Source organism: Mycobacterium helveticum (genome assembly GCF_007714205.1).
Lineage (GTDB): Bacteria > Actinomycetota > Actinomycetes > Mycobacteriales > Mycobacteriaceae > Mycobacterium > Mycobacterium helveticum.
Genome location: NZ_VMQU01000034.1, coordinates 1 through 24,445 on the forward strand (window position 1 = coordinate 1; position 24,445 = coordinate 24,445).

Annotated in this window: 17 protein-coding genes and 1 riboswitch; of the genes, 7 read left to right on the forward strand and 10 right to left on the reverse strand. The window is 69.8% G+C overall.

The window, feature by feature from the left end; all coding sequences use genetic code 11:
• Nucleotides 1–11: 11 nt before the first annotated feature.
• Both FPZ47_RS10190 and FPZ47_RS10195 read right to left on the reverse strand, forming a co-directional pair.
• Nucleotides 12–818 (reverse strand): SDR family NAD(P)-dependent oxidoreductase, encoded by an 807-nt coding sequence (locus FPZ47_RS10190; protein ID WP_144950890.1) that lies wholly within the window; start codon nucleotides 816–818, stop codon nucleotides 12–14.
• Nucleotides 819–822: 4 nt separating this feature from the next.
• Nucleotides 823–1,848 carry an SDR family NAD(P)-dependent oxidoreductase gene (locus FPZ47_RS10195; RefSeq protein WP_144950888.1) on the reverse strand — a complete coding sequence of 342 codons (1,026 nt, stop codon included), beginning with the start codon at nucleotides 1,846–1,848 and terminating at the stop codon, nucleotides 823–825.
• A gap of 292 nt (nucleotides 1,849–2,140) precedes the next feature.
• On the opposite strand from FPZ47_RS10195, the gene FPZ47_RS10200 reads away from it, so the two are divergent.
• Together FPZ47_RS10200 and FPZ47_RS10205 are read left to right on the forward strand one after the other, a co-directional pair.
• Nucleotides 2,141–2,647: a lysozyme inhibitor LprI family protein gene (locus FPZ47_RS10200; RefSeq protein WP_144950886.1), complete on the forward strand. Its 507-nt coding sequence runs from the start codon at nucleotides 2,141–2,143 to the stop codon at nucleotides 2,645–2,647.
• Nucleotides 2,648–2,708: 61 nt separating this feature from the next.
• Nucleotides 2,709–3,467: a methyltransferase domain-containing protein gene (locus FPZ47_RS10205; RefSeq protein WP_144950884.1), complete on the forward strand. Its 759-nt coding sequence runs from the start codon at nucleotides 2,709–2,711 to the stop codon at nucleotides 3,465–3,467.
• A gap of 1 nt (nucleotide 3,468) precedes the next feature.
• Here the strand turns inward: FPZ47_RS10205 and FPZ47_RS10210 are convergent, their stop codons facing one another.
• Both FPZ47_RS10210 and lspA read right to left on the reverse strand, forming a co-directional pair.
• The gene (locus tag FPZ47_RS10210; protein WP_144950882.1) at nucleotides 3,469–4,395 is read right to left on the reverse strand and encodes an RluA family pseudouridine synthase; all 927 of its coding nucleotides are present in this window, start codon (nucleotides 4,393–4,395) and stop codon (nucleotides 3,469–3,471) included.
• Complete coding sequence (gene lspA, locus FPZ47_RS10215) at nucleotides 4,392–5,042, reverse strand: signal peptidase II (RefSeq protein ID WP_144950880.1); 651 nt, start codon at nucleotides 5,040–5,042, stop codon at nucleotides 4,392–4,394. Before lspA ends, FPZ47_RS10210 begins: the two co-directional genes overlap by 4 nt.
• A 41-nt stretch (nucleotides 5,043–5,083) precedes the next feature.
• Here lspA and FPZ47_RS10220 point away from each other — a divergent pair, with 41 nt between their 5' ends.
• Nucleotides 5,084–6,022, forward strand: a complete 939-nt coding sequence (locus tag FPZ47_RS10220; RefSeq protein WP_144950878.1) for an asparaginase — start codon at nucleotides 5,084–5,086, stop codon at nucleotides 6,020–6,022.
• Here FPZ47_RS10220 and FPZ47_RS10225 read toward each other — a convergent pair.
• The gene (locus tag FPZ47_RS10225) at nucleotides 5,987–7,384 is read right to left on the reverse strand and encodes a DNA polymerase IV (protein ID WP_144950875.1); all 1,398 of its coding nucleotides are present in this window, start codon (nucleotides 7,382–7,384) and stop codon (nucleotides 5,987–5,989) included. The two genes, FPZ47_RS10220 and FPZ47_RS10225, sit on opposite strands and share 36 nt — an antisense overlap.
• Before the next feature lie 34 nt (nucleotides 7,385–7,418).
• Here FPZ47_RS10225 and FPZ47_RS10230 point away from each other — a divergent pair, with 34 nt between their 5' ends.
• Both FPZ47_RS10230 and FPZ47_RS10235 read left to right on the forward strand, forming a co-directional pair.
• Nucleotides 7,419–7,985 (forward strand): class I SAM-dependent methyltransferase, encoded by a 567-nt coding sequence (locus FPZ47_RS10230; RefSeq protein WP_144950873.1) that lies wholly within the window; start codon nucleotides 7,419–7,421, stop codon nucleotides 7,983–7,985.
• Between the two features lie 97 nt (nucleotides 7,986–8,082).
• Nucleotides 8,083–8,931 (forward strand): hypothetical protein, encoded by an 849-nt coding sequence (locus tag FPZ47_RS10235; RefSeq protein WP_425461768.1) that lies wholly within the window; start codon nucleotides 8,083–8,085, stop codon nucleotides 8,929–8,931.
• A 39-nt stretch (nucleotides 8,932–8,970) separates the two neighbouring features.
• Here FPZ47_RS10235 and ileS read toward each other — a convergent pair whose 3' ends face one another.
• From ileS to FPZ47_RS10260, 5 genes are all read right to left on the reverse strand, one after another.
• A complete protein-coding gene (ileS, locus tag FPZ47_RS10240) occupies nucleotides 8,971–12,087 on the reverse strand; it encodes an isoleucine--tRNA ligase (protein ID WP_144950869.1) in 3,117 nt (1,038 codons plus the stop codon).
• A gap of 250 nt (nucleotides 12,088–12,337) precedes the next feature.
• Nucleotides 12,338–12,574 carry an Rv1535 family protein gene (locus tag FPZ47_RS10245; protein ID WP_144950867.1) on the reverse strand — a complete coding sequence of 79 codons (237 nt, stop codon included), beginning with the start codon at nucleotides 12,572–12,574 and terminating at the stop codon, nucleotides 12,338–12,340.
• A 290-nt stretch (nucleotides 12,575–12,864) separates the two neighbouring features.
• A riboswitch (M-box (ykoK) riboswitch) is annotated at nucleotides 12,865–13,035 on the reverse strand.
• 103 nt (nucleotides 13,036–13,138) lie between these two features.
• Nucleotides 13,139–13,807, reverse strand: coding sequence for a TetR/AcrR family transcriptional regulator (locus tag FPZ47_RS10250; RefSeq protein WP_246133366.1), 669 nt, complete (start codon nucleotides 13,805–13,807; stop codon nucleotides 13,139–13,141).
• Nucleotides 13,804–14,928: an NAD(P)H-dependent flavin oxidoreductase gene (locus tag FPZ47_RS10255; RefSeq protein ID WP_144950865.1), complete on the reverse strand. Its 1,125-nt coding sequence runs from the start codon at nucleotides 14,926–14,928 to the stop codon at nucleotides 13,804–13,806. Before FPZ47_RS10255 ends, FPZ47_RS10250 begins: the two co-directional genes overlap by 4 nt.
• Nucleotides 14,929–15,017: 89 nt before the next feature.
• On the reverse strand, nucleotides 15,018–15,587 hold the full coding sequence (locus tag FPZ47_RS10260; RefSeq protein WP_144950863.1) for a carboxymuconolactone decarboxylase family protein: 570 nt from the start codon (nucleotides 15,585–15,587) through the stop codon (nucleotides 15,018–15,020).
• A gap of 1,057 nt (nucleotides 15,588–16,644) precedes the next feature.
• Between FPZ47_RS10260 and pks2 the strand changes: the two genes are divergently transcribed.
• Both pks2 and FPZ47_RS10270 read left to right on the forward strand, forming a co-directional pair.
• The gene (pks2, locus tag FPZ47_RS10265) at nucleotides 16,645–22,935 is read left to right on the forward strand and encodes a sulfolipid-1 biosynthesis phthioceranic/hydroxyphthioceranic acid synthase (protein ID WP_144950861.1); all 6,291 of its coding nucleotides are present in this window, start codon (nucleotides 16,645–16,647) and stop codon (nucleotides 22,933–22,935) included.
• A gap of 214 nt (nucleotides 22,936–23,149) precedes the next feature.
• Complete coding sequence (locus tag FPZ47_RS10270; protein WP_246133364.1) at nucleotides 23,150–24,439, forward strand: condensation domain-containing protein; 1,290 nt, start codon at nucleotides 23,150–23,152, stop codon at nucleotides 24,437–24,439.
• The last annotated feature ends 6 nt before the right edge of the window (nucleotides 24,440–24,445 follow it).

Here is a 24,445-nt window from a genome sequence, read left to right on the forward strand (position 1 = left end):
GGGGCCGACGCTCAGCTACTGGGGCCGCCGCGCAGGCGCTGACCGATCCGCAGTGCGGGCAGCAGCACACTGCGCGGCGCGAACCTGCCGCTCATGCTGACCGCCTTGGGCACCACTCCCGGCACCACGCTGCGCTTACCGGCGAGCATCCCCCCGATCGCGGCCTCGGCGACGTCGCGCGGGGAGACCTGCGCCACCGGAATGCTGAAGCGCTCGGCGCTGGCGATCTCGGCCCACTCGGTGGGCACCGGCCCCGGGCACAGACAGGTGACCGACACCCCCGTTCCGTGCAATTCCTCGTGGACGGCCTCGGAGAACGTCTGCACGAAGGCCTTGGTGGCCGAATAGACCGCCATGTAGGGCAACGGCTGGAAACCGGCGATCGACGCGATGTTCAACACCGCGCCGGCGCCGCGCTCGACCATGCCGGGCAGGGCCGCGTGGGTGAGCTCCATCAGCACCAGCGAGTTGAGGGTGACTTCTTCGCTCTCGCGCTCGAGCGGCAGCGTGTGGAACAGCCCACTGGTGCCGAACCCGGCACTGTTGCACAGCCCGGCGATCGGGTCGCTGCGCAGTCGCTCCGCCAACTTGCCACGCGACCGCGGGTCGGACAGATCGAGAGGCAGGACCTCTACCCCGACGGAGTAGTCCTCACCTACCTCGTTGGCCAGTTCGTCAAGGCGCGCGCGCCGTCGGGCGACCAGCAGCAGCGGGAAGCCGCGCCGCGCCAGTCCCCGCGCCAGTTCGGCGCCGATACCGGAGGACGCGCCGGTGATGACGACGGTGGTGGTCTGGTTGTCGGGTTTCGGAAGGCTCATGGTGTCACCAATGTATCCCGCGGGTCGCCCGCACAAACGTCTCGCTCCGTTTGTCCAGTTCGGCTGTACCGGAAGCAGATTCGCCGCCCTTGGCGGCCTCGGAGTCGCTGAACATGCCGAAGGCGCGGCTGCGCACCACGTCCATGACGGCCGGGTTCACCGCGTCGGCGACGGCGGCGAACTGCCCGAACGGCGAGCTCGCCCGCCGCGGCCGGTGCACGATCGCGTCGGCGATCACGCCGGCGGCCTGTTCGGGCGTCAGCGCGGGGAACTTCTCGTACATCGTGGTGGGGCTGATCATCGGGGTGCGCACCAGCGCCATGTGCACCGTGGTGAACCGGACGCCGTCGTTGAGGGTCTCGGCCTGCAGCGAGTCGCACAGGCTGTCCAGCGCGGCCTTGCTGGCGATGTAGGCGCCGAAGCGCGGTGCGCGCGTCTGCACGCCGACCGACGAGACGTTGATGATCTGGCCCGAGCCGCGCTCCCGCATCCCGGGGATGAACTTCAGGATCAGCTGAACGGCGCCCAGGTAGTTCAGCTGCATGGTCCGCTGGTAGTCGTGGATCCGGTCGTAGGACAGCGCCAGCGAGCGCCGGATCGACCGGCCCGCGTTGTTGACCAGGATGTCGACGCCGCCCAGGTCGGCGAGCACCTGGTCGGCCATCGCGGCGATGGCGTCCATGTCCGACAGGTCGCAGGGGTAGACGTGGGCGGTTCCGCCGTGGCCGCGGACCGCCCGGATTTCGGCGGCGACCTTCTCGAGGTTTTCGCGGGTGCGGGCGACCAGCACGACGGCCGCACCCGCCTCGGCGATTCTCTTCGCGGCGGCCTCCCCGATGCCCGACGACCCGCCGGTGATGAGCACCACCTTGCCGTCGACCGCGTCCTCGAGGGTGCGGCCCTGCACGGCGTCGAGCACGTTGCGCCAGTAGAACGGCCGGTAGCGCCCGGCCGAGTTGGGCGTGTTCACCAGGCTGGACACGGCGGCCAGCGGCTTCTCGACCAGATTCGTCAGGTCACCGAGGTTCATCGGCGGTCGCTCCTGACGATGGCGGCGCCCGGACCGGGGGTCGCCCGACAGGACAGTGTGGGTGGTGTGACGCGGGTCATAGAGCAAACCTAGGACATCGGTGCGCGCAGGGATGCGGATGGCTGCAGATTCCCCGTCGCGCCGTCGCCTCGACGGCGGGCCCGGGCGGCATCTCCCGGGATCGCCCGGACGATAACAGTCGGGCAAAGTTCTGAGCACATGCTGCCAACAACCTGTGGACAGTCCGGCATGTCGCATACGACACCCGCCAAACCGGTGATACTTGGCAGGTATGAGACTGCCGCCCGCCACCATCGCGGCCCTGGTCTTGAGCGTCTGCGGTTTGGCCGCAGCCCACCCAGCGGCCGGTGGCACCGCGGGTGCCGACTGCGCCGCCCCCGCCAACGCGGTCAAGCGGTTGATCTGCGCCGACCCGCACCTGAGCGATCTCAACCACCGCACGAAGACCGCCTACCACCAGGCGCTGGCCCGACCGGGCGCGGATCGCGCAGCCCTGCTGTCCGCGCGGAAGGACTGGAAGGCCGCCCGCGACGGTTGCGCCTACAACAACGACGTCCACAGCTGCGTACAGGCGGCTTACCAACGCGCGGGCTTCGGTCAGCTCACCGCGCAGTTCTACAACCAGCTGGCCCCGCCGAGCGCGGTGCTCAACTGGAAGGGCGACCACCAGGTCCTGAACCTGCGGCGGTCCGGATACCTCGGATCGGAACAGGCCGCACACCGGGGCGAGGTCAAGCTCGATTTCAACGGCGCTACGTTCATCTGCCGCCCCGAGTGAGCTGCCCCCGCGCCGCCGACCCGCCGCGCGCCGATCGCATTTCGTGGATGAGAATGCGCGCATGACTCGCAGCTTCGAGGATCTGGTGAGCGAAGCCGAATCGGTCTCGGTGGACGGTTGGGATTTTTCCTGGCTCGACGGGCGCGCGACCGAAGAACGCCCGTCCTGGGGCTACCAGCGGCTGCTGAGCCGGCGGCTGGCGGACGTGTCGGCCGCCTGCGATCTCGACACCGGGGGCGGTGAGGTGCTCGCCGGCGTGGCGAAATTCCCGCCCGCGATGGTCGCGACGGAGTCGTGGCCGCCCAACGCGGCCCTGGCGACCAAGCTGTTGCATCCGCGCGGCGTGGTGGTCGTGATGACCGGCGACGAGCCGGGGTTGCCCTTCGCCGCCGAGGCGTTCGACCTGGTGAGCTGCCGTCACCCCATCGATGTGCCGTGGGCCGAGATCGCGCGGGTGCTGCGGCCGGGCGGCACCTACCTGGCGCAGCAGATCGGGCCCGCGACCATGGCGGAACTGGTCGAGTACTTCATCGGGCCCCAACCGCAGAAATGGGCGGAGCTGCAGCCGGACACCCAGCGCGCGCAGGCACAGGCCGCCGGGCTGCAGGTCGTCGAGATGCGGATGGAACGGATGCGGGCCGAGTTCTTCGACGTCGGGGCCGTCATCTACTTTCTGCGCAAGGTGATCTGGACGGTGCCGGACTTCACGGTGCAGCGCTACCGCGACCGGCTGGCCGAACTGCACGAGCGCATCGAGGCCGACGGGCCCTTCGTCGCCCACTCCACGCGGGTCCTCGTCGAGGCGCGCAAGCCCGCCTGATTCAGCCTTCGGCCCGCAGCACGTCCAGCGCGTGCTGCAGGTCCGGGGGGTAGGGGCTGACGAACTCCACCCGCCGGCCGTCGGCCGGGTGGACGAACGACAGCGACCGCGCGTGCAGCCATTGCCGTTCCAGGCCAAGCCTTTTCGCCAGCACCGGATCCGCGCCATAGGTCAGGTCGCCGCAGCACGGGTGGTGCAGCGCGGCGAAATGTACCCGGATCTGGTGCGTACGACCGGTTTCCAGGTGCACGTCGAGCAGGCTGGCGGCGATGAAGGCCTCGCACGTGTCGTAGTGGGTGAGGCTGTGTCGGCCGTCCTTGGTGACCGCGAACTTCCAGTCGTGGCCGCGGTGGCGTCCGATCGGGGCGTCGATCGTGCCACTGGACGGGTCCGGATGCCCCTGCACCAGCGCGTGGTAGCGCTTGTCGACGGTGCGCTGTTTGAAGGCACGCTTGAGCGCGGTGTAGGCGCGCTCGGACAGCGCCACCACCATCACCCCGGAGGTGCCGACGTCGAGGCGATGCACAATCCCCTGGCGCTCGGGCACTCCCGACGTGGTGATCCGATAGCCCGCGGCGGCCAGGCCACCCAACACCGTGGGCCCGCTCCAGCCCACCGACGCGTGCGCGGCCACCGCCGCCGGCTTGTCGACCACGACGATGTCCTCGTCGGAGTAGAGGATCGTCATGCCCTCGACGTCGACGGGCGTGTTCTCCGGCGGCGCCGGCGCTGCGGGTATCCGCACCTGCAACCAGGCGCCGGGCGTCAGCCGGTCGGATTTCCCGGCCGGCACGCCGTCCAGTTCGACACCGCCGTCTTCGGCGATGGCCGCCGCGGCGCTGCGGGACAGACCCAGCAGGCGCGCCAGGCCGGCGTCGACACGCATGCCCGCCAACCCTTCCGGCACGGGCATCGAGCGCTCGGTCAACGCTCGCCGGCCTTGCGCCGGCCCGCGGTGTCCCCGCCGGCCTTGCGCCGGCCCGCGGTGTCCCCGCCGGCCTTGCGCCGGCCCGCGGTGTCGAAGTCGTAGCCGAAGACCGACAGCACCACCAGCAGGATGGCCCCGCCGACCACGGCCGGGTCGGCGACATTGAACACCGGCCACCAACCGACCGACAGGAAGTCCACGACGTGTCCGCGCAGCGGCCCGGGCGACCGGAAGAACCGGTCGACCAGGTTGCCCATGGCGCCGCCGAGGATCATGCCGAGGCCCACCGCCCACCACGGCGACACCAGCCGCCGCCCCATCCAGAAGATGCCGACCACCACACAGGTCGCGATCACCGTCAGCATCCAGGTGTACCCGGTCGCCATCGAGAACGCGGCCCCCGAATTGCGCACCAACGTCCAGGTCACCGTGTCGCCGATGATGGAGACCGGCTGGCCCGGCGGCAGCAGCTTGACGGCGAGCACCTTGGTCACGATGTCCAAGCTCAGCACGACCGCGGCGACCGACAGCAACAGGCGCAGCCGCCGGGGCGGGTTCAGCGGGCTCTGCGGTCCAGCGCCTGCGGGTTCCCCGGACTCCCCGGCCGCGGTCACCGGCTCGGCCGATCCTGTGGGTTCCTCAGACACTCCCCCATCATCCCCTAAAGCCGTTGCGGGATGATCCCCCCATGGCCCGGCTCACCGTCATCACCACCGGAGGCACGATCGCGACCAGCACCGGCGCCGACGGGGTGCGCCGGCCCACCCGCAGCGGAGCGGAGCTGACATCGGGCCTCGACGTCGATGAGGACCTCAAAGTCGTCGACGTCCTGGCCGTGGACAGCTCGCAGCTGACCCCGGCGGACTGGGACCGTATCCGCGCCGCGGTGCGGGCCGCGGTCGACGGCGGTTCCGACGGCGTGGTCGTCACGCACGGCACCGACACCCTCGAAGAGACGGCGCTGTGGCTGGAACTGACCTATGCGGACGCCGCCCCGGTGGTGGTGACGGGCGCGATGCGCAGCGCCGACGCGCCCGACGCCGACGGTCCGGACAATCTGCGCGACGCGCTGGCCGTCGCGGCCAGCCCGGCCGCCGCCGGCATCGGTGTGCTGGTGTGCTTCGCCGGCCGCCTGCTGCAGCCGCTGGGCCTGTACAAGGCGACGACCGCGGACCTCAGTGGCTTCGCCGGCGAGCTGCTCGGCACGGTGAACGGCGGGGTGAGGTTGACCCGCAGCAAGACCCGGCCGTACGTCGGCGACCTGAGCGCCGCCGGGGCGCCCCGGGTCGACATCGTCGCGGTGTACCCGGGCAGCGACGCGGTCGCGCTGGATGCGTGCGTGTCCGCCGGTGCCGCGGCCGTCGTGCTGGAGGCGGTGGGTTCGGGCAACGCCGGAGCGGCGGTGATCGACGGAGTGCGCCGCCACTGCCGCGACGGGGTGGTGGTCGCGGTGTCCACCCGGGTGCCCGGCGCGCGGGTCAGGGCGGGCTACGGCCCCGGCCAGGAACTGGTGGAGGCCGGCGCCGTGCTGGTGCCCCGCCTGCGGCCGTCCCAGGCCAGGCTGCTGCTGATGGCCGCGCTGGCCGCGAAACTACCGGTCGCCGCGGCCATCGCCCGCTGGGGCTGACGTATCGGCCTGCAGCGGACCGACATAGTCCGGCCAGTCCAGGGAGTCGACCGGGTTGGCGCCGAAGAGGTCGCCGGTGTCGGCGGGGAACGTGCGCGCCTGTCCCGGGCCGGAAGCACGGGTTTCGAAGCGCACGCTGACCACCCCGTGGCCCGCGCCCTGCACCCAGCCGTGACCGAGGTCGGGGTGGGCGACGTCGTCTCCGACCCGCCACGCCGACGGCTGCGGCTGGGGCGCGAACATCGCCTCGGTCGCGGTCTCGACGCCCGCGGATTCCGCGCCGGCCCCCGGCAGCTCCAAGCCCGGGAACAGCGACTCCTGGCGCACCTCGCTCAGTCCCGAAAAGCCAACGCCCAGAAGGCGAATGGGCCCGATATCGCGGGGATCCAGCAGCAGCCGCCGGGCCGTCGCGACCAGCGCACCGGCCTCGGTGGTCGCATACGGCAGCGTCGCCGAACGGGTCAGGGTGCTCATGTCGGATTTCTTCAGCTTCACCGTGACGGTGCGGGCGCCGCGGCCGTCGCGCAGCAGACGTCGATGCGCGTGCTCGGCGATCGGTCCGATGGCGTCGAGCAACTGCTCCAGCCCGGTCAGGTCGACCGCGAAGGTGGACTCGGCGCTGATCTGCTTGGCCTCGGCGCGCTCGGCGACGGGGCGGTCGTCGATGCCGCGGGCCAGCCGGTGCAGCGCCGGCCCGACCGTCGCGCCCAGGATGTTGGCCGCCTCGGCGTCGGTCAGCGCGGCCAGCCGGCCGATGGTCTCGATGCCGAGCCGGTGCAGCTTCTCCTCGGCAACCGGGCCGATGCCCCAGAGCCGGCGCACCGGCAATCCGCCGAGCAGCGAGCGTTCCTCGTCGCGGCGCACCACCCGGATGCCGTCGGGTTTGGCCAGACCCGAGGCGATCTTGGCGATCTGCTTGCCCGAGCCGGCACCGACGGACGCGACCAGGCCCGTCTCTTCGCGAACCCGTCGCCGCAACTCCTCGCAGAACGCCTCCACATCCTCGGCGGACGCCCCGGCGAGCTGGGCCGGCTCGCCGAAGCCCTCGTCGTGGGACAGCTGCTCCACGACGGGCAGCATGCCGCGCACCGTGTCGAACACCCGGCGGCTGGCCACCCCGTACACCACCCCGCGCGGCGGCAGCACCACCGCGGTCACGCCGATCAGCCGGCGGGCCTGGTGCATCGGCATGGCCGACCGCGCGCCGAACACGCGCGCCGCGTAGCTGGCGCCGGCCACCACTCCGCGCCCGCCCAGTCCGCCGACCAGCACCGGCCGGCCCCGCAGGGTCGGTCGGGTGAGTTGTTCGACGGAAGCGAAGAACGCATCCATGTCCAGGTGCAGCACCCAGCGGGACTCCACACCTGCAGATGCTATTGGTCTAGCGTCCTCCGGTATGGCGATGAACCTGGCCCACCGGTGGTGTTGCCGCTCCGATCGCTGGGCACGCGAGGTCGAGGGGCGGCTGTTGCCCTGGGTCCTCGGCGGCGTGGACCTGGGCGACAGCACGCTGGAAGTCGGCCCGGGTTACGGCGCCGTCCTGCGGCTGCTCGTCGACAGGACGCCGCGCCTCACCGCGGTCGAGATCGATCCGCCGATGGCGCAGCGCCTGCAACGCCTTTACGGAGACCGGGCCCACGTCGTCAACGGCGACGGCACGAACACCGGATTGCCGGCCGACGAGTTCAGCTCGGTGGTGTCGTTCACCATGCTGCACCACGTCCCGACCGCCGAACTGCAGGACCGGCTGTTCGCCGAGGCCTTCCGGGTCCTGCGGCCCGGCGGTGTGTTCGCCGGCAGCGACAGCGTGTCCTCGCTGCGCTTCCGTCTCCTGCACATTCGCGACACCTGCAACACCGTCTCGCCCGAGACCCTGCCGGATCGCCTGCGCGCGGTCGGTTTTCGTGACGTCGAGGTGGAGGTGCGCGGCCGCCGGCTGCGCTGGCGCGCTCGTCAGGGCTAGCCTTCGCCGAGATCGACGTTGTGCAGGGCCGCTCTCGCGATTTTCCTGTCAAATGTCGATGTCGCGTGCTGTCGGCGGCCGGTGTCACCATGCGGGCGTGAGCAATGTCTTTCTCGGCGGACAGGCCGTGGCGGCCGGCAGGGTGACCAGGCACGAGTTGCAGCGTTGGTATCGCCCCCTCTATCGCGGGGTCTACGTGCCCAAGCGGCCCGAGCCGTCGCTGCGCGATCGGATTGAGGGCGCTGTATTGGCAGCTGGGCGACCGGCGGTCGTCGCGGGAATCGCCGCGTCGGCGCTGCATGGCGCCCAGTGGGTCGACACGGACACATCCGTGGAGTTGATCGCGCCCGCTGCCCGCCCCCAGCGCGGGCTGCTCGTACGCAACGAAAGGCTGGCCGACGACGAGATCACCCGGGTCGCGGGCATTCCGGTCACGACGCCGGCCCGCACGGCCTTCGATCTGGGCCGGCATCTGCCGCGCGCGGAGGCGGTGGCGCGGCTCGACGCACTCATGTACGCGACACCATTCGCCCCAGCGGGTGTGCTGGAGCTCGCCAGGCGTTACCCCGGGGCCCGGGGCCTGCGGCGGCTGCGCGCGGTCCTGCCGCTCGTCGACGGCGGCGCCGCGTCCCCGAAGGAGACCTGGCTGCGGCTGTTGTTGATCGACGCGGGTTTTCCGCGGCCGGTTACACAGATACCGGTCGTCGAGGGCTGGAAACCCATCCGCTTCCTCGACATGGGCTGGAAGGACCGCAAGGTCGCCGCCGAGTACGACGGCGATCAGCATCGGACCAACCGCAGGCAGTACGTGAAAGACATTCGGTGTCAGGCGAAACTGCAGCGACTGGGCTGGATCGTGGTGCGGGTGGTCGCCGAGGACAGCGAAGAGGACATCATCGGCCGCGTCAGTGAGGCACTCGACCGTCGCGGATATCGCCGAGATTGACGTATTGCAGGCCCGCTCTCGCGGTTTGTCTGCAAAACGTCAATCTCGGCTCAGGCTCACCCGGACGCCGCCGCCGATCGCGACGGCCTCCGGTCCCGGATCGCCGAACTCGAAGCGGGTGGCCAGGATCTCGCCGGCGATCAGGTCCCGGTGCGCCGCCGCCCAGTCGAAGCGCTCGGCGGGCACCGACATCACCACGGCGATGCGGTCGGAGACGTCCAGGCCGGTCGACTTGCGCAGCTCCTGCAGTTCGCGGATGCGGTCCTTGGCCCAACCCTCGGCCTCCAGTTCGGGAGTGACCGTGCCGTCCAGCACCACCAGCCCGGCCCCGTCGGGCAGCGCCGCGGTGTACTCCGGGTCGGCGGCCACCAGCCGTGAGCTGTACTCCTCGGGTTGCAGCACCGCAGGACCCGCGGTCAAGGTGCCGTCGGGGTTGACGACGCCGTCGCCGGCCTTGACCGCCTTGATCGCGGCCTGCACGTCCTTGCCCAGCCGCGGCCCGGCCACCCGGGCGTTCACGGTCAGTTCGAAGCGGCCGTAGGTGTCGATGGCGTCGGTCAGCTCGACGGCCTTCACGTTGAGCTCGTCGGCGATCAGGTTGGCGAACGGCTCAAGAAGTCGCGGATTCTCCACTGCCACAGTAAGTTTCGGCAGCGGCAGCCGCACCCGCAGTTTCTTGGCCTTGCGCAGCGAGGACGCCACCGAGCACACGTCGCGGACCTGGTCCATCGCGGCGACCAGATCGGCGTCCGCGGGCACCACGCCCGCGTGCGGCCAGTCCGTCAGGTGGACCGAGCGCCCGCCGCTCAGACCGCGCCAGACGATCTCGGTGACCGACGGCAGCAGCGGCGCCGCCAGCCTCGCGGTCACCTCCAGCACGGTGTGCAGGGTGTCGACGGCGTCGGTGTCCTCCGCCCAGAACCGCGAACGCGACCGTCGCACATACCAGTTCGTCAACGCCTCGGTGAACTGGCGCAGGTGCTCGCAGGCACGCGAGATGTCGCAGTTCTCCATCTCGGCGGTGAGGTCCTCGCGCAGCACCGCCAGCTTGGCCAGGATGTAGCGGTCCAGCACGTGCGCCGAATCGGTACGCCAGGTGCCCACTTTCGGCGCGTAGAGCGCCAGGAAGCTGTAGGCGTTCCACAGCGGCAGCAGCACCTGGCGCACGCCCTCGCGGATGCCCTGCTCGGTGACGATCAGGTTGCCGCCCCGCAGGATCGGCGAGGCCATCAGGAACCAGCGCATCGCGTCGGAGCCGTCGCGGTCGAACACCTCGGTGACGTCGGGGTAGTTGCGCAGCGACTTGCTCATCTTCTGCCCGTCGGACCCCAGCACGATTCCGTGTGCCACACAGGTTTTGAACGCGGGGCGGTCGAACAGCGCGGTGGCCAGCACGTGCAGTGTGTAGAACCAGCCCCGCGTCTGCCCGATGTACTCGACGATGAAATCGCCCGGGTAGTGCGTCTGGAACCAATCCGCGTTCTCGAACGGGTAGTGCACCTGCGCGTACGGCATCGACCCCGAGTCGAACCACACGTCGAGCACGTCGGAAATGCGTCGCATGGTGCTGCGACCGGTCGGGTCGTCGGGATTGGGCCGGGTGAGCTCGTCGATGTAGGGCCGGTGCAGGTTGTCCGGGCGCACCCCGAAGTCGCGCTCCAGCTCGTCGAGGCTTCCGTAGACGTCGACGCGCGGATAGGCGGGGTCGTCGGACTTCCACACCGGAATCGGGGTGCCCCAGTAGCGGTTTCGCGACACCGACCAGTCGCGGGCGCCCTGCAGCCACTTGCCGAACTGGCCGTGCTTGACGTGCTCGGGGTACCAGGTGATCTGCTCGTTGAGCTCCACCATGCGGTCCCGGAACTCGGTGACCGACACGAACCACGACGACACCGCCCGGTAGATCAGCGGGTTGCGGCACCGCCAGCAGTGCGGGTAGGGGTGCTCGTAGGTTTCGTGGCGGAGCAGCACCGCGCCGTTGGCCGCGGCCGCGCCGGTGCCGTTCTTCAGATCGCGGATGATCTGAGCATTGGCGTCGAAGACGTGCTGCCCCCGGTAATCCGGGACTCCGGCGTCGAAACGGCCCTTGGCGTCGACCGGGGTGACCGGCACGATGCCGGCCGCCTCGGAGACCGCCATGTCGTCCTCGCCGTAGGCCGGCGCCATGTGCACGATGCCGGTGCCGTCCTCGGTGGTCACGAACTCCCCGGGCAGCACCTGGAATGCCTTGGCGGTGTCCATGAAGTACGGGAAGGGCGGCAGGTAGTGCACCCCCAGCAGGTCCGCGCCCCGGCAGGTGCCCAGGATCTCGGGCTCCTCCCCCAGTTCGCGCGCGTAGGCGCCCAGTCGCGCCTCGGCCAGCACGTAACGGCGATCGCCGGCCCGGACGACCACGTAGGTCACGTCCGGGTTGACCGCGACCGCGAGGTTCGACGGCAGGGTCCACGGCGTGGTCGTCCACACCAGCAGGTAGGCCCCGTCGAGGTCGCCGCCCGTCACCGGGAAGCCGACCGTGACGGCGGGATCCTGGCGGCTCTGGTAGACGTCGTCGTCCATCCGCAATTCGTGGTTGGACAACGGGGTTTCGTCGCGCCAGCAGTACGGCAGCACCCGGTAGCCCTCGTAGGCCAGGCCCTTGTCCCACAGCCGCTTGAACGCCCAGATCACCGACTCCATGTACGGCAGGTCGAGCGTCTTGTAGTCGTTGCCGAAGTCCACCCAGCGACCCTGCCGGGTGACGTAGGCCTGCCATTCGTCGGTGTAGCGCAACACCGACTCGCGGCAGGCGTCGTTGAACGCGGCGATGCCCATCGCGTCGATCTGCGATTTGTCGGTGATGCCCAGCTGGCGCTCGACTTCCAGTTCGGCGGGCAGCCCGTGGGTGTCCCAGCCGAAGCGGCGCTCGACCTTGTATCCGCGCATGGTCCGGTACCGCGGGACGATGTCTTTGACGTATCCGGTGAGCAGATGCCCGTAGTGCGGTAGCCCGTTGGCGAACGGCGGCCCGTCGTAGAACACGTATTCCGGGGCGCCGTCGCGGCGCGCGATGCTGGCGCGGAAGGTGTCGTCGCGGTCCCAGTAGTCGAGAACCTCGAGTTCGAGCGCCGGGAAGTCGGGCGCGCCGCCGGCCAGTCTGGGGTAAGCCTTGTCGGTCACGTCGCGCGTCGTCTCCTGTGCCCAATGCCGTCACAGGGACGACGACGCGCCGGGTGCGCGAGCGCCGCGGTACCACCCCGCTTGCCGCACTTTCGCGTGGCCGCTCATTGAAAGGCTGTGACGGGCCTACCCGTTCGGTTCTACTGGGCCGGAGTGGCTGTTCTTCCGAAGGCTCCCCGGTGATGGCCGGATCGGTGCCGCTGCGTCGATTCTACTCATGCACCGCACATTCGGGTGCGCCCCGAGGGACTCAAGCCCGCACTTCGAGCACGCCGACGCGCCACAGCGCCGCGTACACGTGACGCAACGGGATGCTCAGCAGACGGGCCGCGCCGTCGACCAGAGGGTCGCCGCCCAACGGCCGGCCGTCGAGCCGGCGCGCCGCCTTCCCGGGTGTGGGCGCCACGACCGCGTCGGTGTCGCGCACCACCGTCAGCTTGCGGACGGGCGCCGGGCTTGCCACTTCGTCATACAGGACTGCGGTCATCATCGCCTCCTCGAGGTCTTCCAAAACGAGAGCTAACTGGACTGACGCGTCCCGTCCCGTAGTGGTTCCGACCCCAGAGCGCCTGGCTGGCAAGCCGATTGGCGCTGCGAAAACCTCAGCCGAGGAAGTCGTGCCGGAGACCGGATCGGGACGAGACGAAGTTCGGATTTCGACCCGGACTATCGCTGGAACTCATGAGTCCCTCACCTCCTCAACGGTCACGACTCGTGCGGACCATCCGCACGATCAGCGCGCACGCGTGGAGTACAGAACCCGACGACCGTCGGAGACCTGCACCCCTCTCGTCAGAGTTTTGACACCACACGACGTGATCCGGTTGCCCGGAAGCCACCTGGGCTCAACCCTTAAGCCGGGAGGAGCTGTCCTGACCCGGGGCGTCTTTCGACGTTCGGGGTCAGTGGCCTGTATTCGTGTAGCCGCCTCACCTAACGAGGTGCATACCCCACCGATGATGCACGACGGGTGAGACGCGGTCAAATTCCGGGTGCCGTGTTTCCGATTCTTTATGCTCCCCTTCACCCGCCCCACCGGCTTCGCCCAGTTTTATCCGGGCTGAGCTGGGCCTATGGGCTCACGAGGGCGCAGCCCGTCGAACACCAGCGCAACGACGAAGTCGGCGACCTGCGCCGCGGTGACGCCGTCGTCGGTGCTCAGCCGCCGCTGCGCCAGCTGTCCCACCAGCGCGGCCAGGGTGTAGGCCACCATCCGGGGCGGGGCGGCCACCACCTCGCCGCTCGCCTGCGCGGCGACGACGACGGCCTCGATGTCGTCGACGAACCGCTCGTACATGCCGCCCAGGTGATTCTCGAATCGTTCGCCGAGCGCGTAAGGGTCACGCAACAACAGCTTGACGGTGGCCTTGTCGGCCTCGAAGAACTCCAACGTGGCTTGTGCGGCGGTCTGCAGGGACGCCCGCAGCGGCACCGGGCGCCCGCCGTTTCCGGCTTCCGCCGCGACCAGGGCGGCCCCGACGTGCCCGCGCAGCGCGCTCTCCTCGGCCGCCATCAGTGCGTGGAACAACTCGTCTTTGGAGTCGAAGTACCAATAGACCGAGCCGTAGGCCAGGTGTGCCCGCTTGGCGATGTAAGCGATCGTGGTCGCGTGAAAACCTCTGTCCGCGAACGCTTCCTTGGCGGCCGCCATGATCTGGTCACGCCGCTGGGATTTGTCCTCGTCGGTGACCGCGCGGCTCCGGCGGACGCCGCTGCTCACCTCTCGACCAGGCCCTCGAGGCGCCCGACGGTGTCGATGAACTCCTCGACCATGTCGAGAACGACCGCACGCGTCGGCCGGACCCGATCGAGCGATCCGACGACCTGGCCGACGAAGTAGGTGGCCAGCTCGCGGGCCTTGGCGTCGGGATGGGTGGCCGCCTTGTTGATCCGCACCTGCGACTCGGTGATCAACGCGCTCTGCAGCGGCATGCCGAGCGGGACGGGACTGTCCGGGCGTTCCCACTCGTCCGTCCAGGCGGTGCGCAGCATCCGGGCCGGCTTCCCGGTCATCGACCGCGACCGCACGGTGTCCGAGGAACTGGCGGCCAGGAACTTCTCCTTGACCACGGGAACCGTCTCGGCTTCCTCGGTGGTCAGCCATACCGACCCGCACCAGACGCCCTCGGCCCCCAGCGCCAGCGCCGCGGCGACCTGGCGGCCCCGGGCGATGCCCCCGGCCGCCAGCACCGGGACCGGCGCGACCGCGTCCACCACCTCGGGCACCAGCACCATCGTCGCCACCTCACCGGTGTGGCCGCCCGCTTCGGTGCCCTGCGCGACGATCAGGTCCACCCCCGCCGCCGCATGCCGCCGTGCATGGCGGGTGGTGCCGGCCAGCGCGGCGACCAGCACGTCGTTGGCGTGGGCGCGCTCGACGAGGTCGGCCGGGGGCGGCCCGAGTGCGCTGGCGATCAGCCGGATGTCGTGGGCGAAGGCCACGTCGAGCAGGGGCTCGTAGCCCTTGGGAGAGATGTTGAGCCCCCCCGCGGGCGTACGCGTCTGTTCGCCGGTCGCCGGGACGCCGTAGCGGGCGAGCAGGTCGTCGACGAAGGCGCGGTGCTCCTCGGGCAACAGGTCCCGGGCCTGTGCGGCATCGATCCCGCCCCGCTCGGACCCGACATATTTGGGCGGCAACAGCAGGTCCACCCCGAACGACTTGCCGCCCGTCTGTTCCCCGATCCAGGTCAGCTCGCTCTCCAGGCGCTGGGGACTGTGCGCGACGGCGCCGAGCACTCCGAATCCGCCCGCATTGGTCACCGCGGCCACGACATCGCGGCAGTGGCTGAAAGCGCAGATCGGGAACTCCACGCCGAGCAGTTCGGCGACCCTGGTTCGCATTCGCCGACGCTAAGATTTAGTGATTGATAAGTCAATCTCGTACGGGAAGGGCTCGTACGCGAAGGCCGCGAAGGCCCTCGCCCGGCGCGTCACGGCGCGGGCGCCCGGCCGTCCGGGGGCCAGCTCACGACACCCTCTTCCAACGGGACGTCGAGGCTGTGCAGGATCGACGCGATCATTCGCCACGCCCCGATCGCGGTCACGAGTTCCACCAGAACCCTTGTGTCGCCGTTGAATTCGCGCATGCACGCCGCCCAGCTGTCCGCACTGACGGCACCGTCGCGCACCACGTCGTCGGTGGCCGCCAGCACCGCGCGCTCGGCGGGCCCGAAGGACTCGTGGCGCCGCCAGTCGCGCACCCCGACCAGGTCGTCGGCCGGCACCCCCAGCCGGAAGGCGACACGCCAGTGCTGTGTCCACTCGTAGTCGCAGGCGGTCAGCCAGCCGATCCGCATGATCGCCAGCTCGCGCAACCGCGGGTCCAGGTCGCCGTGCCACAGCATCGTGGCGAGCAGGTCGTTGATCGCGCGCGCCAGGGGCGGATGGTTGAGCAGCACCTGGAAGATGCTCAACTCCGCCATGTAGTCGGGCACCGCCGCTTCGTCGGCGGCGGCCCTGGCTTCGTCGAGCGGCAGTCTGGGCACCCGGGCTGTCGTCATGGCGTGCGTACTCCGTTGTACTGGTGGAAAGGTTGTACTGGCGGAAAGTTGTACTGGCGGGAATCCGTTGCGTTCACCGGCCATGGTATCCAGTGCGTCGACACCGGGCACAACGACGCCACCGCCCACACCGGACGGCCTTGGTTTACCCAAACCCCTTTGTGTGCAGCGCCTTCCATGGAATGGCCACACCAGACGACCGGAAACCGTTGCCGCCCAACGCGCATCTTGCAACGTGTCGGTTTGTCGGACTACCGTCTTTGGCCGAACCCGCAGTTCGCCCGGCGCGGGACCGCGGCGCGGGCAGCCGGCGAGATCGGGCCCACCGCCCGCCCAGGGAACGGTCAGGCCATTCATTAAACACTTGTAGAGTAACGCTCAGCACCAACGTCACGAAAACCATTGATGTGGAATATGTCACTTATACATATCGATTCGTCGAATTGCCCGCGCGGATTCCCGGAAACCCCTATCATCTGGATCGGGCTCCACTGGCACAGCACTTCCAGGCGCCGGACTCACCCTGTCCGGGCTCGGCGGGGCGCCCGATCCCCGCTCGGCCAAGCACTGCCGATGCGGCAGTCCCCTGTTACATCGACGGGCGCTCCCTGGGGAGTTCGCCCACCCAGCCGCGGAGGGCCGTACCACTGTCGCACTCAGTCGCCGCACCGCGGCCCGAACCCACGAATGCCGGACAGCGTTGGCGCACAGCGCCTCTAGCAGCGGTTTCTAGCCGATCAGGATGCATCGCAGGGCCGCGATCCCCCTAATGACCGATGAATCAGTCAGGCCCGTGGGCAGCTTGGGGAGCTCCTAAGGTTCGTAAATTTTTTGTACGTCCGAACGATTTTTCCGCGCAGGTGAACCGAAGCCGCTACGCTTCAGATCGCGCCAAGGTCTTGCGGCAAGCTTCGATTGTGGGGGTCGATGAGTTGTTCGTGCGGCACTGCGATGTTCGCGGTCGGTGCCGAAAATTCAACGATATTTCTCGAAGCGCTGATAAGAGCTGCCGGCAGTGATAGGAACTTCAGGATAGGTCGAGGAGAGGTGAAGGACAGTGGATAGGGCAGGAGTTACTCCGGTAGCCGTCATTGGGATGGCATGCCGGCTGCCGGGGGGCATCAACTCCCCTGACCTCTTCTGGGACGCATTGCTGCGCGGCGACGACATGGTCGTCGAGATTCCCGCCGACCGTTGGGACGTCGACTACTACTACGACCCGGAACCGGGTGTGCCCGGACGGTCGATGTGCAAGTGGGGCGCCTTCCTCGAGGACATCGGCGCTTTCGACCCCGAGTTCTTCGGCATCTCCGAAAAAGAAGCGACTGCGATGGATCCGCAGCAGCGCCTGCTGATGGAGACGGCGTGGGAGGCCATGGAGCACGCCGGCCTCACCAAGGCCACCATCGCCGAGGCCACCGGCGTGTTCATCGGACACAACTACAGCGACTACGAATTCGTGTCGGCGGCCACCGACGCGTTCGACGGGCCGTACGGAACGCCGGGCACCATCTCCTGCATGGCCTCGGGCCGGATCTCCTACGCCCTGGGGCTGCGGGGCCCGGCGGCGACCATCGACACCGCGTGCTCGTCGGGTCTGTTCGCCGTGCACCAGGCCTGCCGCAGCCTTGCCGACGGTGAGAGCGAGATGGCCTTCGCGGGCGGCGTCAACGTGATGCTGGAACCGCGCAGGTCGGTTTCCGCCTCGGCCGGGGGCATGCTCTCGGGGACCGGGCACTGCCACGCGTTCGACACCAAGGCGGACGGCTTCGTCACCGGCGAGGGTTGCGTGGTGCTGCTGCTCAAGCGCCTGACCGACGCGCAGCGCGACGGCGACCGGGTGCTGGCTGTGATCCGTGGCACGGCCGCCAACCAGGACGGCCACACCATGAACATCACCATGCCGTCGGCCGAGGCGCAGGCCGCGGTGTACCGCGCGGCCCTGGCGGCGTCCGGCGTGGACCCCAAGACGGTCGGCATGGTGGAGGCACACGGCACCGGCACACCGGTCGGCGACCCGATCGAGTACGCGAGCCTCGCCGAGGTGTACGGCGTGGACCACCCGTGTGTCCTGGGCGCCGTGAAGACCAACTTCGGGCACACGCAGGCCGCGGCGGGCGTGCTGGGGATGATGAAGGCGGTGCTCGCCGTCCAGCACGGCGTCGTCCCGAAGAACCTGCACTTCGAGGCCCTGCCCGACGAGATAGCCCAGATCCAGACCGGGCTGTTCGTGCCGCGGGAGAACACCCCGTGGCCGACCAGCGCCGTTGCGCCGAGGCGGGCGGCGGTATCGGCGTACGGCCTTTCCGGCACGAACGTGCACGTCATCGTGGAACAGGCCCCCGAGACCATTTCGCTCAACGGCGCGGTGATCGACACCCGTCACGACGGCGCCCTGCTCTTCCCGCTGTCGGCGTCGTCGGCCGAGGGGCTGCGGGAAACCGCCGGCCGGCTCGCCGACTGGGTCGACGCGCACGCCTCGGAGCTGACGACGGCGGACCTGGCCTACACCCTTTCCCGCCGGCGTGGGCACCGCCCGGTGCGCACGGCCGTGCTGGCCGGCACCACCTCGCAGCTGGTCGAGGCGCTGCGTGAGGTCGCCGACGGCGACACCCCCTACCTGGAGGCCGCCGGCAAGGACGACAAGGGCCCCGTCTGGGTGTTCTCCGGGCAGGGGTCGCAGTGGGCGGCGATGGGCACGGACCTGCTGGCCCACGAGCCGGTCTTCGCCGCGACCATCGCCGAGCTGGAACCCCTGATCGCCGCCGAGTCCGGATTCTCGGTGACCGAGGCGCTGACCGCGGCGGAGAAGGTGACCGGCATCGACCGGGTGCAGCCGACGCTGTTCGCCGTGCAGGTCGCGCTGGCGGCGACGCTGAAGTCCTACGGGGTGCGGCCCGGCGCGGTCGTCGGCCACTCGATGGGCGAGGCGGCGGCGGCGGTGGTCGCCGGGGCGCTCTCGCTGCAGGACGGCGTGCGGGTCATCTGCCGGCGCTCCAAACTGATGACCACGATCGCCGGCAACGGCGCGATGGCGTCGGTGGAACTGCCCGCCCAGCAGGTGCTCTCGGAGCTGATGGCCCGCGGCGTCGACGACGCCGTGGTGGCCGTGGTGGCCTCGCCGCAGTCCACCGTGATCGGCGGGGCGACCGAAACGGTCCGCGAGCTGGTCGCGGCCTGGGAGCAGCGCGAGGTGTTGGCCCGTGAGGTGGCAGTCGACGTGGCGTCGCACTCGCCGCAGGTGGACCCGATCCTCGACGAGCTCTACGACGTCCTCGCCGACATCGAGCCGTTGACCCCGGAGGTCCCGTACTACTCGGCCACCTCGTTCGACCCTCGCGAGGAGCCGTACTGCGACGCCAACTACTGGGTGGACAACCTGCGCCACACGGTGCGGTTCTCCGCGGCGGTGCAGGCGGCGCTGGAAGACGGCTACCGCGTCTTCGGGGAACTCGCACCGCACCCGCTGCTGACCCACGCCGTCGACCAGACCGCCAAGAGCCTGGACATGACGGTGGCTGCTCTCGCCGCCATGCGGCGCGAGCAGCCACTGCCCCAGGGGCTGCGCGGCTTCGTGGGTGACGTGTACTCCACCGGTGCGGTGGTCGACTTCTCCGTGCTGTACCCGGGCGGCCACCTGGTGGACGCGCCGCTGGCGTCCTGGACGCACCGGACACTGCTGCTGAGCCGCGACGGCCACAGCTCGCGCGCCCTGCGTTCCAGCGTCGCGGTGCACCCGCTGATGGGCCAGCACGTGCGCCTGCCCGAGGAGCCCGAGCGCCACGTGTGGCAGGCCGAGATCGGCACCGCAGTGCTGCCCTGGCTGGCCGATCACCGGGTCCACGGCACGGCCACCCTGCCGGGTGCGGCCTACTGCGAGATGGCGCTGGCCGCGGCCCGCACCGTGTTCGGCGAGACCGCGGGAGTCCGCGACGTCCGCTTCGAGCAGATGCTGCTCCTGGACGAGGAGACGCAGGTCAGCCTCACCGCAACCGCCGAGGCGCCCGGCGCCCTGACCTTCTCGGTGGAGACCACCGACGAGGGGATGCAGGTGCGGCGCGCCAGCGCGGTGCTGTACGACCTGCTCGACGAGGAGGACCAGCCGCCGGCGCTGGACATCGACGCCCTGTTGGCCGCACACCCGAGCCGCCTGGACGGCGCCGACCTTCGCGACGCGATGGACCTGTGCGGCATTCAGTACGGGCCGGCGTTCACCGGCCTGGCCGCCGCACACACCGCCGAGGGCACCGGCACCACGGTGCTGGCCGAGATCGGGCTGCCCAGCGTGATCCGGACGCAGCAGACCAGCTACGGCGTGCACCCGGCGCTGCTGGACGCGTGCTTCCAGTCGGTGGCCGCCCACCCCAGCGTCGCCAACGCCAGCCTCGGCGGCCTGCTGCTGCCGCTGGGCGTGCACCAGCTGCGCGTCTACGGCCCGGTCCACGCCGCCCGCTACTGCTACTCGCGGGTGACCGCGGCGACCGGCGGCGCCGTCGAGGCCGACCTCGACGTGCTCGACAAGCACGGCGCCCTCTTGCTGACGGTGCGGGGGCTGCAGATGGGCACCGGCTCCGCGCCGGGCAGCGAACGCGCCCGGGTGATGAGCGAGCGGCTGCTGACCGTCGAGTGGCAACGGCGGTCGCTGCCCGACGTGGCCACCGCCGAGCCCGGAGCGTGGCTGCTGATCAGCACCTCCGACGCCGCGGACCTGGTGGCCGCGTCATTCACCGACGCGATGAAGCTGCACGACACGGAGTGCACGACGATGTCGTGGCCGCCCGACGCCGAGCACGCGGCGGTCGCCGAACGGCTGCGCAGCCAGATCGGCAACGGCGGGTTCACCGGCGTCGTCCTGCTGACCGCGCCGCCCAACGGCGCCACCGACGAGGAAAGCGCCTCCCGGGGCGGCGAGTACGTCCGTCACCTGGTGCGCATCATCCGCGAGCTGCCCGAGATCGAGGGTGAGGCGCCACGGCTGTACGTCGTGACCCGCAACGCGCAGACGGTGCTGTCCGACGACCGGCCCAACCTCGAGCAAGGCGGCCTGCGCGGCCTCCTGCGCGTCGTCGGGGCCGAGCACCCACACCTGCACACCACCCACATCGACGTCGACGAAGACACCGACGCCGAGCAGGTGGTGCGCCAGCTGCTGCTGGTCGGCCCGGAAGAGGACGAGACGGCGTGGCGCAACGACGAGTGGTACGCGGCGCGCCTGTGCCCGTCGCCGCTGCGGCCCGAGGAGCGCCAGAGCACCATCGCGGTCCACGAGCGTGACGGCATGCGCATGCAGATCCGCATGCCCGGCGACCTGCAGAGCATGGAGTTCGCCGCCTTCGACCGGATTCCGCCGGGGCCCGGGGAGATCGAGGTCGCCGTCACCGCGTCGAGCATCAACTTCGCCGACGTGCTGCTCGCGTTCGGCCGCTACCAGAGCCTGGACGGGATCCTGCCGCAGCTGGGCACCGACTTCGCCGGCGTGGTGACGGCGGTCGGACCCGACGTGACCAACCACAAGGTCGGCGACCACGTCGGCGGCATGTCCCCCCACGGCTGCTGGGCCACGTTCGTCACCTGTGACGCGCGCCTGGCCACCACGCTGCCCGAGGGCATGACCGACGCACAGGCGGCCGCGGTGACCACCGCGCACGCCACCGCCTGGTACGGCCTGAACGACCTGGCCCGCATCAAGGCCGGCGACAGGGTGCTGATCCACTCCGGAACCGGCGGCGTGGGGCAGGCGGCCATCGCGATCGCCCGCGCCGCGGGTGCGGAGATCTTCGCCACCGCCGGCAGCGAGCAGCGTCGGCAGTTGTTGCGCGACATGGGCGTCGAGCATGTCTATGACTCGCGCAGCATCGAGTTCGCCGACCAGATTCGCCGCGACACCGACGGCTACGGCGTGGACATCGTGCTCAACTCGGTGACCGGTGCCGCGCAGCTGGCCGGGCTCAAGCTGCTGGCCCTGGGCGGGCGGTTCGTCGAGATCGGCAAGCGTGACATCTACGGCGACACCAAGCTGGGCCTGTTCCCCTTCCGGCGCAACCTCGCGTTCTGGGGCGTCGACCTGGGCCTGATGTCGGTCAGCCACCCGCACCAGGTCAGCGAGATCCTGAGCACCGTGTACCGGTTGACCGCCGAGGGCGTGCTGCCGATGCCGGAGAGCACGCACTACCCGCTGGCCGAGGCGGCCACCGCGATCCGGGTGATGAGCGCGGCCGAGCACACCGGCAAGCTCATCCTCGACATCCCGCAGGCCGGGCGCAGCAGCGTCGTGCTGCCGCCCGAGCAGGCACCGGTGTTCCGCCGCGACGGCTCCTACATCATCACCGGGGGCCTGGGCGGGCTGGGGCTGTTCCTGGCCGAGAAGATGGCCGCCGCGGGCGCGGGCCGGATCGTGCTGAGCTCGCGCTCGGAGCCCACCCAGAAGGCGCTTGAAACGATCGAGCTTGTCCGAGCGATAGGTTCAGACGTGATCGTGGAATGCGGCGACATCGCCCACGCCGACACCGCGGAGCGGCTGGTGGCCACGGCGACGTCCACCGGGCTTCCGCTGCGCGGCGTGTTGCACGCGGCGGCGGTCGTCGAGGACGCCACCTTGATCAACATCACCGACGAGTTGCTCGACCGCGACTGGGCGCCCAAGGTCCACGGCGCCTGGAACCTGCACCAGGCCACCGCTAGCCAGTCTCAGAAAGCCGAGCTGGACTGGTTCTGCCTGTTCTCCTCGGCGGCGGCCCTGCTGGGCTCGCCGGGGCAGGGCGCCTACGCCGCGGCCAACAGCTGGCTGGACGCGTTCACCCAGTGGCGGCGCGCGCAGGGGCTGCCGGCCACCGCCATCGCGTGGGGCGCCTGGGCCGAGATCGGTCGCGGTGCCGACTTCGCCGAGGGCAGCGGCGCCGCGATCACGCCGGACGAAGGCGCCTACGCGTTCGAGTCGCTGCTGCGCCACGACCGGGCGTACACGGGCTACACCCCGCTCGTCGGGACCCCGTGGATCGCGTCCTTCGCCGAACGCAGCAAGTTCCTCGAGCTGTTCAAGACGGCCGGCGAACAGCGTTCGGGTTCCAGCAAGCTGCGCGCCGAGCTGGCCGAGCTGCCACTCGAGGAGTGGCCGACCCGGCTGCGGCGTCTGCTGTCCGAGCAGATCGGGTTGATACTGCGCCGCAACATCGACGTGGATCACCCGCTCTCGGAATACGGCCTCGACTCGTTGGGCAACCTGGAGTTGCGGACGCACATCGAATCTCAAACGGGGGTACGGATCACCTCTGCCGACATCACGACCGTGCGGGGTTTGGCGGATCACCTGGTCGACAAGCTGGCGCCCAAAGAGGACGCCCCGGCGTGACGGAGATCCGGACGGCAATGTGGCCTGTTTTTCAGGAGTTGGAACAGAGGAGGGACACGTGTTCATAGGTGGCGGCACCGAGCACGACAGCCTGCGGGTGGGGAACGCCTACGACTGGGACCTGAATGGGGGATCAGTCGTCACGTGGCAGCCAACGCCTGGTTCACTCGCGAAGGCACGGCAAGCACCGGTCAGTTCGGTGCCTGCGAGTTCCATGCAGGTAGGCCACCTTCGCGGCTACGTGGAGTTCAACGAGAAGGGGCTCGACTACTCACGGGCGATCATGGGCTCCTGGGACGTTCCCGGCCGCTGCGACATCCGCGCCATGACCTACGTCATCAACGCGCACCTTCGTCGGCACGCGACCTACCACAGCTGGTTCGAGTACAACGGCCCCGAGGACATCGTCCGGCACACCATCGCGAACCCGCGCGACATCCAGTTCGTCGCAAAGCAATACGGTGAGATGACCCAGCCGCAGTGGGAGGAGCACGTCCTGGCGACGCCGGACCCGCTGCAGTGGGACTGCTTCCGGTTCGGCATCGTCCAGTACGAGGAGCGCTTCGCGTTGTACGCGGTGGTCGACCACCTGCACTGCGACCCGATGCTGATCGCCGGGCTCTACGTCGAGATCCTGATGAACTACACCGCCATCCTGGAGGGCAAGGCGCCGGTCACCCTGCCGCCCGCGGCCAGCTACGACGACTTCTGCCTGCGCGAGGCCGCGACGGTGTCGGCCATGACGCTGGACTCCCCCGAGGTGCGCAAGTGGATCGAGTTCGCCGAGGCCAACGGCGGAACCCTGCCGGACTTCCCGCTGCCGCTGGGTGACCAGTCGATCCCGTGCGGCGGGGACGTGCACGCGGTGCAGTTGCTGGGCCCGGAGCAGACCGCACAGTTCGAGGCGATGTGCCAGAAGGCCGGCGCCCGGTTCAGCGGTGGGCTGTTCGCCTGCGCCGCTCTGGCTCACCACGAATTGTCCGGTGCGGAGACGTATTACGGGCTCACCCCGACCGACAAGCGCAAGAGCCCGGCGGACTTCATGACGGTGGGCTGGTTCACCGGTGTGGTGCCGTTCACGGTTCCCATCAACCCCAACTCGTTCGAGGAGACCGCCCGCGCCGCGCAGGCCTCCTTCGACGCGAACATGGATTGCGCGAACGTGCCGTTCGACAAGGTGCTCGAACTGGCCCCGTGGCTGCGCAAGTACGGGCCGCAGTTCACCATGATGAGCTACATGGACGCGGGCCTGCCTCCCCTGTCCGCGATCGTGGCCACCGCGCTGGACGGGGTGAACGCGACCGCGTTCACCGACGGCCGCAGCCCGGCCTACATGTACTCGACGGTGTTCCGGCTCTTCGACGAGGTCTCCATCATGGTCTCCTTCCCGAACAACCCGGTCGCCCGCGAGTCGGTGATCCGCTACACGGACACGCTGAAGTCGGCGTTCGACAAGGTCGTCGCGGGCAGCCTGGCCGAGATCCCGGTCCGCGCCGCCAGGTGAGGCTCG

Coding starts and splice junctions, on each gene's coding strand:
- FPZ47_RS10195 (WP_144950888.1), bottom strand. CDS start 1,848: ATGAACCTCGGTGACCTGACGAATCTGGTCGAGAAGCCGCTGGCCGCC.
- FPZ47_RS10220 (WP_144950878.1), top strand. CDS start 5,084: ATGGCCCGGCTCACCGTCATCACCACCGGAGGCACGATCGCGACCAGC.
- FPZ47_RS10230 (WP_144950873.1), top strand. CDS start 7,419: ATGGCGATGAACCTGGCCCACCGGTGGTGTTGCCGCTCCGATCGCTGG.
- FPZ47_RS10245 (WP_144950867.1), bottom strand. CDS start 12,574: ATGACCGCAGTCCTGTATGACGAAGTGGCAAGCCCGGCGCCCGTCCGC.
- FPZ47_RS10255 (WP_144950865.1), bottom strand. CDS start 14,928: ATGCGAACCAGGGTCGCCGAACTGCTCGGCGTGGAGTTCCCGATCTGC.
- FPZ47_RS10190 (WP_144950890.1), bottom strand. CDS start 818: ATGAGCCTTCCGAAACCCGACAACCAGACCACCACCGTCGTCATCACC.
- FPZ47_RS10205 (WP_144950884.1), top strand. CDS start 2,709: ATGACTCGCAGCTTCGAGGATCTGGTGAGCGAAGCCGAATCGGTCTCG.
- FPZ47_RS10260 (WP_144950863.1), bottom strand. CDS start 15,587: ATGACGACAGCCCGGGTGCCCAGACTGCCGCTCGACGAAGCCAGGGCC.
- FPZ47_RS10200 (WP_144950886.1), top strand. CDS start 2,141: ATGAGACTGCCGCCCGCCACCATCGCGGCCCTGGTCTTGAGCGTCTGC.
- FPZ47_RS10270 (WP_246133364.1), top strand. CDS start 23,150: ATGCAGGTAGGCCACCTTCGCGGCTACGTGGAGTTCAACGAGAAGGGG.